Annotated in this window: 10 protein-coding genes and 2 pseudogenes; 7 read left to right on the forward strand and 5 right to left on the reverse strand. The window is 42.9% G+C overall.

Going from position 1 to position 11,866, the window contains the following annotated elements:
• Positions 1–200: 200 nt before the first annotated feature.
• Positions 201–398, reverse strand: a complete 198-nt coding sequence (locus tag F6K53_RS16380) for a hypothetical protein (protein WP_293022449.1) — start codon at positions 396–398, stop codon at positions 201–203.
• Positions 391–627: pseudogene (locus tag F6K53_RS16385) on the reverse strand (IS1 family transposase); the annotation flags it as partial. The pseudogene F6K53_RS16385 and the gene F6K53_RS16380, both read right to left, overlap by 8 nt.
• Before the next feature lie 802 nt (positions 628–1,429).
• Between F6K53_RS16385 and F6K53_RS16390 the strand changes: the two are divergent.
• A complete protein-coding gene (locus tag F6K53_RS16390) occupies positions 1,430–2,797 on the forward strand; it encodes a chloride channel protein (RefSeq protein WP_293022452.1) in 1,368 nt (455 codons plus the stop codon).
• A 506-nt stretch (positions 2,798–3,303) separates the two neighbouring features.
• On the opposite strand, the pseudogene F6K53_RS16395 reads toward F6K53_RS16390, so the two are convergent.
• Positions 3,304–4,488: pseudogene (locus tag F6K53_RS16395) on the reverse strand (IS4 family transposase); the annotation flags it as partial.
• A gap of 228 nt (positions 4,489–4,716) precedes the next feature.
• Between F6K53_RS16395 and F6K53_RS16400 the strand changes: the two are divergent.
• The 5 genes from F6K53_RS16400 to F6K53_RS16420 all read left to right on the forward strand — a co-directional run bounded on the left by F6K53_RS16400 (position 4,717) and on the right by F6K53_RS16420 (position 8,860).
• A complete protein-coding gene (locus F6K53_RS16400) occupies positions 4,717–5,460 on the forward strand; it encodes an acyl-CoA dehydrogenase family protein (protein WP_293022455.1) in 744 nt (247 codons plus the stop codon).
• The gene (locus F6K53_RS16405; protein WP_293022526.1) at positions 5,461–6,306 is read left to right on the forward strand and encodes an acyl-CoA dehydrogenase family protein; all 846 of its coding nucleotides are present in this window, start codon (positions 5,461–5,463) and stop codon (positions 6,304–6,306) included.
• Positions 6,300–7,130, forward strand: a complete 831-nt coding sequence (locus tag F6K53_RS16410; RefSeq protein WP_293022457.1) for a bile acid:sodium symporter — start codon at positions 6,300–6,302, stop codon at positions 7,128–7,130. Before F6K53_RS16405 ends, F6K53_RS16410 begins: the two co-directional genes overlap by 7 nt.
• Before the next feature lie 18 nt (positions 7,131–7,148).
• Positions 7,149–8,003, forward strand: coding sequence for an alpha/beta hydrolase (locus tag F6K53_RS16415; protein ID WP_293067301.1), 855 nt, complete (start codon positions 7,149–7,151; stop codon positions 8,001–8,003).
• Between the two features lie 284 nt (positions 8,004–8,287).
• Positions 8,288–8,860 carry a DUF1131 family protein gene (locus F6K53_RS16420; RefSeq protein WP_293067304.1) on the forward strand — a complete coding sequence of 191 codons (573 nt, stop codon included), beginning with the start codon at positions 8,288–8,290 and terminating at the stop codon, positions 8,858–8,860.
• A 40-nt stretch (positions 8,861–8,900) separates the two neighbouring features.
• Here the strand turns inward: F6K53_RS16420 and cimA are convergent, their stop codons facing one another.
• Positions 8,901–10,745, reverse strand: a complete 1,845-nt coding sequence (gene cimA, locus F6K53_RS16425; RefSeq protein WP_293081354.1) for a citramalate synthase — start codon at positions 10,743–10,745, stop codon at positions 8,901–8,903.
• A gap of 244 nt (positions 10,746–10,989) precedes the next feature.
• Here cimA and F6K53_RS16430 point away from each other — a divergent pair, with 244 nt between their 5' ends.
• Positions 10,990–11,328 carry a 2Fe-2S iron-sulfur cluster-binding protein gene (locus F6K53_RS16430; protein WP_293022465.1) on the forward strand — a complete coding sequence of 113 codons (339 nt, stop codon included), beginning with the start codon at positions 10,990–10,992 and terminating at the stop codon, positions 11,326–11,328.
• 94 nt (positions 11,329–11,422) lie between these two features.
• On the opposite strand, the gene F6K53_RS16435 is transcribed toward F6K53_RS16430, so the two are convergent.
• A complete protein-coding gene (locus F6K53_RS16435; RefSeq protein ID WP_293081357.1) occupies positions 11,423–11,605 on the reverse strand; it encodes a hypothetical protein in 183 nt (60 codons plus the stop codon).
• Between the last annotated feature and the right edge of the window lie 261 nt (positions 11,606–11,866).

Genomic DNA, 11,866 nt, shown 5'->3' on the forward strand with positions numbered 1-11,866 from the left:
GAATTGGTCAGACTTGGTCAGATTTAACAGAGCACGAAGCCAGCAATAACTAGATAACTATGATAAGTATTATGGTAACTATATTGTTTCTCATCCTGATGAGGCACATTATTCCCACCCTTCCCGCGCCCCATCCCACATCTTTGAACAAGGATAACTTGAAATTGTGGTGATTTATGGTAAGATTGCCTATAATTTTGTTATTTAGCGAAGGGAACAGGGAGTAGGGAGTAGGGAATAGGGAGTGGCGTAGTGGAATGACCACTCTTAAAGAGTGCATTAGACAGAGGAGTCTTCATCAGTAGTTTCAAAAACAGCGGTTTTGGTGTTTGAGTTTGACTCGTGCATCTTCTGTGGTAAAACGCCAGGCGTTGCTGAATAATAGAATGGTTAAGCAAAAACTGGGATTGTATGAAACTTTAAATAATAAATAAGAAGCCTGATTGATAACTTCAACATCTCTTGAGATTTAGAGTAACACAGAGTTCGTCGATGTAGCCTAGCCAAGTAGTGTCTCAATCTCGTATTTTCACTCTCGATTCTAGTCATATAACTTTTTTTTGTTAAATGGTCAATGTCACTGATAAATATTTGATAAACAATATATTTATCAGTGACATACCAAAAGCTATGCCAGCCTTGTCTTGATGCAGTCGCTCATGGGGGAAACCACGGCAGTTGCTCATGGGGGGAACCCCCAAGACCGCACTGCCTCCCCAAGACCGCGCTGCATCGCTTTACGATTTTCCAAAGCTTTTTAAAAGTTTCAGCACTACGGTCACCAACTATAAAGTTTAAAATCCCGGGATACTTCTTGTCAGCTGCTGTCCTTTAAAGTTACCGTAGGAGAGGGTAGCCTTATTACAAAAGACTTAAAACTATTACTCATAACCTGCCGACGCTCATTGGCTACCCTCTCCAAGGTTTCGTCTCAAACCCAAATTTTGTTTTTTTTTTACAGCTGAATGCTTACAGCTAAAACCTTAAGCCAGTGCTTTGCAGCTAGACCAATGATTTGAAGCGAGCAGTTGTGGACTAGCTGCTGCATCTGGCTTACCAATTAGAGGAGTTGCACTCGGAGGGTTTGTTGTAGTCTGTAGCAACACCCCCGACTCAGGCAAACTCTTGTCAGGCTTACCTCAATCAATGTTAGGTATTGAACCATCAGACTAGACGAGGGCAAAATTCCCCTAACCGATCACCCCTGATTCACCAAGGGCTTCCATTGTTAATGATAAGTCAGTTTTAAAGGTTATGAAAACTACTTTATGCAAAAAACATTTTAAATTTATGCAAAATATACATTAAACAATTTTTTATGTAAAAAGCAATTTAATTTCATGTACCCCATACATAGTAACTCTATCTATTTAAGTTCTTGTTGTCCATGATGAAAAAATAACCAATTTTCGTAAAAGACAACTGGGTCATGACAACAATGACATCAGAGACGGCTAAAGTATCATCAGTAAATCAAAGGACTAATCAGACGGAAAAATCAGATAGCGACAATAAACCCGTCAAGCTAGGCTATATCAAGCTAATCCTCTGCGCTACAGGAATTGGCATTGCTGGCGGATTAGTAGCAACTAGCTACTATTTTGTCCTAGAACAGTGTTTGCATTTTGTTTGGCATTGGTTACCCGAATTTCTAGAACCCTATTTCCCGAGTTGGCTACCCTCTTGGAATTATGTGTGGATTGCCACTACCATTGGTGGGTTTTTCGTGGGCTTATCCCTCTACTTCTTGGGGTTACCCGGTGAAATGGCGTTGGTGATCGAAAAAGTCCACGATCCAGGTAGGATGGAGCCTCGTCAAACTCCTGGCATGATTGTGACCTCTCTAATTTCCATCACCGCTGGGGGGAGTGCAGGACCAGAAGCACCATTGGTACAGATTAATGGTAGCTTAGGTAGCTGGCTAGGAGTCAAGCTTAAACTGGCAATCAGCCATATCCGGATATTGACCTTCTGCGGGATGAGTGCTGCTCTTGGTGCCTTTTTTGGTGCGCCGATCGGGGGGGCATTGTTTGCCCTAGAAATTCCCCACCGCCGGAGTCTGGAATACTATGAAGCCATCGTACCAGCCATTGTCGCGTCAATTTTTAGCTTCTCTGTTTTCCGCTTTGGTACTGGGTTAGATGTGGGAGGAATTTACCGCTTTAACCTTTTTGATACGTTACCTGCTCTATCCTGGCTAAATTTAATTGAGGGTGCATTACTCGGGGTTGCTGGTGGATTAGCTGCTATCGTGTTTATCTATATCTTTCGCTTTACCAAGTCTTGGATTAAATCTATTGAACATCGCCATATTTTGCTAGCTACACTAGGCGGATTATCTATTGGGTTGATTGCTGTATTCTTTCCCCAAACCCTATTTTTTAGTGAGGAGCAAATTGAAACAGTGATTGAACAAGGTCCCACTTTGGGGGTAACCATGTTACTAGGGATTGCCTTGGCAAAAATGTTTGCGATCAGTTTTACCCTCCACGGTGGGTTTAGAGGCGGATTTATCTTTCCTCTATTTTTCATCGGTGCCAATCTGGGTTTAGCTATCTCCATCGCCTTACCCGGAATTCACCCCACCATTGCTATGCTTTGCCTGATGGCAGCGGTGAATGTGGCGGTCACCAAAACACCGGTCAGTAGCACGGTTATTCTTAGCGTTCTGTCTGATACATCGATTCTTCCAATTATTGCTATTGCTAGCTTTGCCAGTTTCTTGTTAACTACTAATATTTCTTTGCTGAAAACTCAGCGATCGCGTAGTCAGGAGGGTATCCCAGTAATGGCTTAAGAAGACTTAAGTCTAACTTAGTAAAGGATTGAGTCAGTCAACAAAATCAGTTTTTTTGTTGAGAAGTTAGGTGACAGCTCCTACACTGACCCGTTGGGTTCAGTGTAGACTTCCCAGGCAATCCGGCCATCGCTTAGGAGGCGCTGGGCCAATACTGCTCGGTTAAGGAAAGAGGGAAGTATTTGTTCGCGTGTTATTTACGCGAACAAGGGCTCAGATTAATTCTGAATTTTTACCTTCCTTGTGTCAAACTATCAGAAGAGGCTAAGAAAGAAGAACTCAGAAGAATTGATAATAAGGTAACTTAATTGAAGAGTTAGAACAAAACCATTGTTTATCTAAGCAACTTTAACCGTCTTGAAGGTTAATTGTTGTAATTTGGTTCCTTGTTTTCGATGGTATGGTTTAGCTGCATTGAATTTTGACCGAGACTTTTTGACAACTCGTGGATTAATTCTACCCTCTCTTGCAGGGATTTGATTATCTAAAATCTCTGCAATTAGCCAGCTCATAAATAAATTTATCTCTTCTGGTACTGCCTGCTGAAACAAGGGAACAGCACGACGCATTATTCTGAGGGTTCCAGTAAATCCTAATCTTAAAGGAGAAATTTCAGCTTTTTCGGCGGCTTTAAACATTAAGCATCTAATGCAATAATGTGCTAACAACCAACCATAAATTTCTTGGATAACTTCACGGGGATTATTCGAGCGAATCAACGTTTTTCGACCGTTGAGATGAGTCTTCATTTCGTCAAGAGTATTCTCGGCTTCCCAGCGCCAGTGGTACTCTTGAGCCAGTAACAGAGCCGGAAATAGATCCACATCAACCAAATCTGTAATCAGACGATATACTTGTTCAACTCCGTTTTCTTCTATCACATATTCAATCACCCGAACCGGTTTCCGGGTAGCTCCTTTCTTCTTGGATTTTCGGTCAGGAGCAATCCATGATAGATAAGAGCCATCCGGCAAAATTTTGACGACTTCAAACTTAACATTAGCAGGAACACGACCCAAAATGTGACATTTTTGCTTAAGGGCTTCCAACACCATCCTAAATGAATGTAATCCTCTATCCCACATGACAAGCATTCCCGGTCCAACTCCACGAAGGAGTTTTCTGGCTCTGACTCTTTCTCCGATTCGATAAGGACTAATCAAGGCATCCGTAATTAAATGAGTCCCTAGCTCAACTAACAACACCAATCTGGCTTTCGGAAAAGCTGCTTTCGTTCCCTTTCTCGTTCCTGGATAGCCAAAAACTCTGCTATTAGTTTCGGTGTCGGGCACATCAAAGACAGTGCCATCAATTGCCATCAATCTTAGTCCACCTAAGAAAGCTTCCTTAGTTTTAACTGTTGCCATCGGACGTGCTACTAACTCAAATAAACGAGTCATTACCGCTGGACCAACTCGTTGGCGGGCTTCGCTAATTGATGAAGAAGTTGGAGTTTTTAGACGGACTAGCTGACGAATCCAAGTCCCATTCAGTCCCGCCATCAGATTTTTGAAGACATCGACAATCGAGTCAGTTGCCCAGAAACTCATCCCTATTAACAGGGCAACTACTACATCCGTAGGGAGGCTACGCTTTCTTTGATGTTGACTCTGGCTCTGTTCAATCGCTTGTGCTATGGGATCGTGAGGTATAATTGTACCCAAGCTTGAGACTGATTGAGAAAAGGCCAAAAACTCGATATGTTATCGGATTAGATGCCAAGATCAATATTTGGTTATCAAAACTATTGCCAGACCTGGTCTTAGATCGACTGATTACTTGGTATTTAGGGTTAACTACAAACCTGATTACATTAGAAGGTAAAACTACTTTATAAAGTAAGTATAAAAATACTAATAAAAACAAATACATGAAGATTTGTCAAGAGTTATAGTTTTGGAATAAGAACCAATTAACAGATGTTATCTCAAGATAAACAAAGCAAAGCACGTGCTGATGATTTACTCGAGTGGCTTCGTAGCTACGCAAATGAGCGCATCAATTCTCGGCTAATCGATGAACGCCGTTGCATCCCACCATATATCGTGCTCGATCTAGGAAATCGTGGACTCTTGGGGATGCAGGTTCCACCGAACTACGGTGGTATTGGTCTGAGTAATCAAGATACTTTGCGTGTAATACAGCAATTAGGGGCTATCGATCCGACTTTGGCCTCATTTGTTGGCGTTCATAATGTCCTTGGGATTCGTCCCTTGATGAACTATGCTGGTGATCAACTCAGAGATGAACTTCTTCCCCTCATTGCTACAGGTCGAGAATTAGCTGCTTTTGCCCTCACAGAACCAGGAGCAGGGTCAAACCCTCAAGCTATTTCCGCAAAAGCCACACCCGATAGTCAAGGAGGTTGGCGATTGCAAGGTACAAAAATCTGGATTGGCTCCGCAGCATGGGCAAGCGTAATCAATGTTTTTGTCCAGACCTTTGATGCTGAAGGGCAATACCTAGGAGTTAGTGGTTTTGTAGTTCGTCAAGGAACCACTGGTCTACGGCAAGGTCCCGAAGCACTGACTATGGGGTTGCGTGGTATGGTTCAAAATGCTGTTTATCTAGATAACGTTTCTATAGATTCAGAGCATTTGTTAGGTGAAATGGGCGTAGGCATGAAAGCTGCCCAAGATGCGATGATGCACGGGCGATTATGAATTACAGCAGCTAGTCTTGGGGGAATGAAACGTTGCGCTCAATTAATGCTTCGTTATGCAAAACGCCGAAATATATCAACAGGTCAATTGCTAAAAAATCCAGTAACACTGGCTAAATTGACCGATATTACAGAAGGTATTATGGCTGTTGAAAGCTTAGTAACTCGAATTGCTAAGCTACTGGATGACGGATGTGCTATTCCTGTAGAGGCTTATGCTGCCTGCAAAATAGTTGGTCCAGAGTTCTTCTGGCAAGCGGCTGATAGCCTGGTTCAGATGCTAGGAGGTCGGGGTTATATCGAAACAAATATTGCACCTCAACTTCTGCGCGATTCTAGGATTCTTCGCATTTATGAAGGACCTACTGAAACCTTGAATATGTTTATTGGCTCTAAAATCAGCAATAAAAGCGAAGAATTATACCAATTTATTTGCCAGGGTCTGGAAGCACCTCAAATTGCTGATATCTTAAAAGTAGCGGTGGAACAAATTAACGCTCGCTACACTAGTTCTAAAATTCCTTTTTCCGAGAGGAGTGTCGCTAGTCGCTGGCTCTATGCTTGTACTGGCGAAGTAGTTACTCTAGCAATCCTACTAGCTGCAGTTGAAGGTGCTTTTAAACGTTCTGGTTCGGAGCGTCTATATCGTACTGTTACTTGGGCAAAACTTAATTTTGAACAGAAACTTGAAAGAGTTTTATCTGGGACACCGGCAGAACTGGTAATGTCTAGCTCTGACACTATTACTGAGCTAATATCCGATTATTCCAACGCAATTGGCGAAATTGAACAGACTCTCCCAGGAGAAGAACGCGAATTAGATGAGATGCTGTATTGCTCGTGCTAGTTACATTTCTGTTGCAATTATTCATTACAACCCTAATGCTGTCGGTTAGCTTTAAACTTACGATAGAGGATATCCTGCGTACATTTCGCAAATCAGATTTGATAGTACGTTCGTTGTTAATCAACTTCCTGATTGTACCGATCGCGGCTTTGCTACTCACACAGGGGCTTGCTTTACCAAAAACTACAGCAGTAACTCTCTTGCTTGCATCAGCAGCGCCAGGAGCACCCTTTGCACCAAAATTAGCTGTTATTGCTGGTGGCGATCTGGCTTCTGCTATTGGCCTGACATTTACTTTATCGATCTTAGCAGTGGGCATCACACCCTTGATGGTTCGCTTAAGTTACGCTGGGGTTGAAGATACACTCATCAACACTCTGCCCATTATTTGGAGCCTGGTATTCTTTCAGTTACTTCCTTTACTTACTGGTTTTGCTATTCGCCACAAGAGTGTGCGACTTGCCAAGCGCTTACTTTCTCCAGTCAAGATGCTCTCAGATATTCTGTTTGTAGCACTCCTGCTTCTGGTTCTGTGCCAAAATTTCGACATACTCTTTAGTATTGGATGGCTGTCCTTTACCGCTATGGTACTATTTACCGTCGTGACTTTGGTCAGTGGTTGGGGACTAGGTGGTTCTCAAACTCGCACGCGGAAATCAGTGACCTTGACGACTGCCTCGCGGAACTTAGGAATTGTACTACTGATTGCAGTAGAGAATTTTCAAAAAATGGGTATAGAGGGTGCTGTCATCGCTTTCGGTATTGTTGAGCTAGGAATTACACTGCTGGTAGCGGTCTACTTTCGCTGGTTTTATTCAACCTAAGTTCGGATTAACGGGAATATGGAAGAAATTTATATCAAAATTAACGGTTGTGAATATTATGTCCAAGATTCGCGTAATGGAAACGATAGCGTAATCCTGCTACATGGATGGCCGGATGACAGTTCTTTATGGAGATTTCAGATTCCGGCTCTGATACAATCTGGATACCGTGTTATCTGTCTTGATTGGCTTGGTCATGGGCAGAGTGAAAAAACTGAAGACTTAAATAAATATACCCTCGCCTCCCTATCTGCTGATGTGATCGGATTGATGGACGCACTGAATCTGGAAAAAGCCCATTGCATTGCTCACGATTACGGTGCAGTAGTAGGTTGGGAATTAGCCACAAGGTATCCAGAACGGCTCGTGTCATATGTTGCCTTATCAGTAGGGCATCCTCTGGCATTAGTAAAAAACTTTTCCCTAGAGTCAATCCTAAAAAGCTGGTATCTAATTTTCAACCCCTTACCTGTGGCAATCCCTATATATCGTGCAATGAATGGATTGATTTTTAGGTGGGTACTGCGTGGTCACCCCGACAAAGAAAATGTAGTTGAAAAATTTTTACTTGAAAAAAAACCTTTTTATATTCAAGTCTGGGAAAAAGCTAATCCGATACTTCCATTTATTTTATCTTCACTTCGCCAACAACAATCACAGCTAACTTTAATAAAAGTTCCAACTCTTGGTATTTGGAGTTCTGGAGACAACTTTATGGCTGAGGAACAGATGAGGAAATCGAGTGCTCTAGTGCAGTCGGAGTGGAAATATATAAAAATATCTAAATGCAATCATTGGCTTCAATTGGAAAAGCCACAAGAAATTAATAAGCATTTACTTGAGTGGCTTAACCAACAGGGGGAAAAGTGTTAAACTAAGCCAGACACTCGGTTTTGCTGAACCCGGAGGTTTTCCATCTCCCTGCTGTTCCTGCTGCTTGCCTTCATTAAGCTTACTCAAACTCACTTGCAGGGTAAAGGCATCTCATTAAAGGGCTGAAACAATTGAGGTTTTCTATACTCATAGTTTTGGTGCTAAATTAACATCAATAGCTTCGTCAAGCCTGTTATAGCGTTAACTCAACCTAAAATTGACTTGCTCAATTTGGCTGCTGAAAAGCAGTTACTGAGATACTTTCAAGTTTTTGGAGAGGTCTATTGTATAGAAAAACACTGTTTACCCTAACCAGCATAGTCCTAGTCACCAGTATCCTGGGCGCTTGCACCAAGGAACCTTCCCCGCCTGAAACTAAGTCTAATCTCAGGCTGACTCCGGAAGGTTTGGGAACACTCAACAAAACCAGCAACTTTGATGCTGATACCATCAAGAGTGCTTTGCCCAGTTATACCGTAAAAAAAGAAACCACCTCTGCTGAAGGCGAAACTTACGATATTTTCAAAGCATACTGGCAAGATAGCCCGGTAGTGGAAATCGATGCCGACATCTCCCAGCAAAAAATCGGCAGGATTGAAATACTAAGCGATCGCATCCCTGGTCCAAAGGATGTGAAAGTAGGAATAGCCTACTCAGCCACTCCTGGACAAGAGAAACTAGACTGCTTGCCAGGTGAGGAAGGGTCCACTGGTAAAGTGATTTGTAGGTTTGAGGAAAATGCCTCAATCCTATACGTCTATCAACCCCTTAACTGGGAAGGACCTTATCATAAGTTACCTCCCCAAGAGGTTCTCACCAAGGCTAAGCTAGATAGTCTACTTTGGGTATCACCTTAGTGCGCAAATAGCAAATATTAATTACTAATTAGCGCTCTAATTACCGCTCTTTCAGGGCTGGGGAATTGCTCAATGGTGTTTTTGCTGAAGATTCCAACAGCAAACCATACTCAATGCCTTCCACCACAGCTTCATAGGACGCTTCGAGAATATTGCTAGAAACCCCCACAGTTGTCCAGCGTTCTTCTCCATTGCTCGATTCCACTAGCACCCTTGTCTTAGCCGATGTGCCAGCAGCACCATCTAGAATCCGCACTTTGTAGTCAGTTAGATGAAAATCAGCAATCTCTGGGTAAAACTTCACTAAGGCTTTGCGCAAGGCTGCATCAAGGGCTGACACTGGTCCATTCCCTTCTGCTACTTCCAAAATATCCTGGTTGTTAACAGATACTTTAATGGTTGCCACAGAATTACTGTAGGGTTTACGGACCCCTTGTAGCATATCGCAATGTATCTGACAGCCTTTGAGTTCAAAGGGATGTTCTCGATATCCCAAAGCATCCCGCATCAACAAATCAAAACTGGCTTCCGCTGCTTCAAATTGATACCCTTCATTTTCTAGATCTTTGAGGCGTTCCAGGATTTCGCGACAGGCGGGGTCTTTTTTATCCAAATCATGACCGAAACTACGGGCTTTTGCTAAGACATTGCTCAATCCCGACTGGTCAGAAATTACAATCCGACGCTGATTACCAATCTGTTCTGGCTGAATATGTTCATAGGTCAGAGGATTCTTTGCCACCGCTGACACATGGATGCCACCTTTGTGAGCAAAGGCTGAACGACCCACAAAGGCAGCATGGTCATTGGGAGCAAGATTGACAATCTCGCTAATTAAACGACTAGCTTGGGTCAGTCTGGCCAGCTGATTATCCTCAATACAGGAATAACCAAGCTTCAACTGTAAGTTAGGAATCACAGAACAGAGATTAGCATTACCACAACGTTCACCATAACCATTAATCGTTCCCTGAACCATACAGGCTCCCTCAGATACCGCAGCTAAGGCATTAGCAACCGCTGTATCTGAATCATTATGGGTATGGATTCCTAACATGGGTTGGAGGTTAGGCGGTTGAAGGTTAGCAGGTTGAAGGTTAGCAGGTTGAAGGTTAGCAGGTTGAAGGTTAGCAGGTTGAAGGTTAGCGGGTTGAAGGTTAGCGGGTTGAAGCTTAGCGGGTTGAAGCTTAGAACCTTGGCCTTTTGGCCACGCTTCGCGAACAACATTCAACCTTCCAACGTTCAACTCACTTTCAACATTCAACCTTCCAACGTTCAACTCTTTAGCTACATCTCTAACAATTTGACTAACTTGATCGGGTAGGGTACCACCGTTGGTGTCACACAGTACTAGCCATTCTGCACCCGCATCTTTAGCAGCTTTCAGGGTTTTGAGGGCATAGTCTCGATTGGCTTTATAGCCATCAAACCAGTGTTCTGCATCGTAAATCACCCGACGCCCTTGACTACGGAGGTATTCTATGGTATCCCGAATCATGGCTAGGTTTTCCTCTAGGCTAGTTTTCAGCCCTTCGGTGACATGAAGATCCCAGGATTTCCCAAAAATCGTCACCCAGCGCGTTCCTGCAGCTAAAATAGCTTGCAGCATCCGGTCTTCTGCAGCGATCATGTTTGGCCGTCGAGTTGAGCAAAAGGCTACTACTTCTGCTTGTTTGAGAGGTTCTTCTTTGAGCTTCCAGAAAAATTGCACATCTTTCGGATTTGCCCCTGGCCATCCTCCTTCAATGAAGGGAATACCTAACTCATCCAGTTGTCGAGCAATGCGTAACTTATCTTCTAGAGACAATGAAATTCCTTCACGCTGGGCACCATCCCGCAGCGTTGTATCGTAAATCCAGATGGGGTGAGAAGTTGTTGAAGTCATGGGCAGTTATAAAAGTTGACTTTATCGTAAAGAAATGTAAATTGTAGTTAAGGGTAAGCTTTGAGGGCCTAAAGCTTAGTCAGAGGACTAGACCTCTAGATATTTATAAACGCAGCTTATCTAGAACCATCAAACAATAAGAGCACCTTAGTGTATTGCCAGATTGGCTTTGTTCACAACACTAAACATAGCTGCATCTAATTGTATTAAAAAATAAGCTACAGATAAGGAGTAATCTTGAATAATGCCTAAAGTAACAGCACAAGGAAAAAGCTTTGAATGTGACCAGGGCAGTAATCTGCGCAAGGTGTTACTAGACCATGGGGTTGCCCTATACAACGGCAACGCTAAACTAATTAACTGTAGAGGATTAGGTAGCTGTGGTACCTGTGCGGTTGAGATAGACGGGGAAGTATCCGAGCCAAATTGGAAGGATAAAGCTAGGCGATCGCTTCCGCCCCATTCTCCGACGGCAAATCGCCGCTTAGCCTGTCAGACAAAGGTTTTAGGTGATGTTTGTCTTACCAAATATGATGGCTTTTGGGGGCAAGGAGATAAAACTGTCTGGACCCCAGAATCATGAAGTTGTCGATGGTGACTGGAACCTCGGCTGTAGTTAAAACCTAGGGCGTGTCGTCAGTTAAGCCAAACAACAGCAGCAGCGAGATCAATTGTGCCTAAGACATTTCTAGCAGTTTGATCGTACCGGTTGCCATGGCACGGTATTGCTTGATTTTAGGGAATAAATTCTTAAAAAGATGTTGCGCTTTGTAAAGCTGTTTATCGTACTTTCGTTGCACTCTACGGTTAGATTTTGGAGGAATTATAGCCTCACATGCCATAGATTTAAAGCGAGCCAAGACTCGCTCATCGGCCAGGGCAAGAAGTGAATGTAAACTTACAAGAAGTGAATGTAAACTTATGTGTAATTAGGTAATTGTTTTAATTTAGGACTGCTATAGTTATCAGTGAAAGCGTCAGAAAAACTGAGCAAAAATGTGAGATAGAGCAAGGATTAGGATCATACTAATCCTTGATGAACAGCGCTATTGCATAGTTATATTAATGTATTAAGAAGAATCCTTATTGATTATGGCGTTTCCCCTGCTCTAGTTATGTAA

This window comes from Moorena sp. SIO4A1 (assembly GCF_010672065.1).
Taxonomy (GTDB): Bacteria; Cyanobacteriota; Cyanobacteriia; order Cyanobacteriales; family Coleofasciculaceae; genus Moorena.

What these genes read in the sequence shown, in the direction of transcription:
- F6K53_RS16430 (WP_293022465.1), top strand. Translation starts at nt 10,990, where the DNA reads ATGCCTAAAGTAACAGCACAAGGAAAAAGCTTTGAATGTGACCAGGGC.
- F6K53_RS16415 (WP_293067301.1), top strand. Translation starts at nt 7,149, where the DNA reads ATGGAAGAAATTTATATCAAAATTAACGGTTGTGAATATTATGTCCAA.
- F6K53_RS16390 (WP_293022452.1), top strand. Translation starts at nt 1,430, where the DNA reads ATGACAACAATGACATCAGAGACGGCTAAAGTATCATCAGTAAATCAA.
- F6K53_RS16400 (WP_293022455.1), top strand. Translation starts at nt 4,717, where the DNA reads ATGTTATCTCAAGATAAACAAAGCAAAGCACGTGCTGATGATTTACTC.
- cimA (WP_293081354.1), bottom strand. Translation starts at nt 10,745, where the DNA reads ATGACTTCAACAACTTCTCACCCCATCTGGATTTACGATACAACGCTG.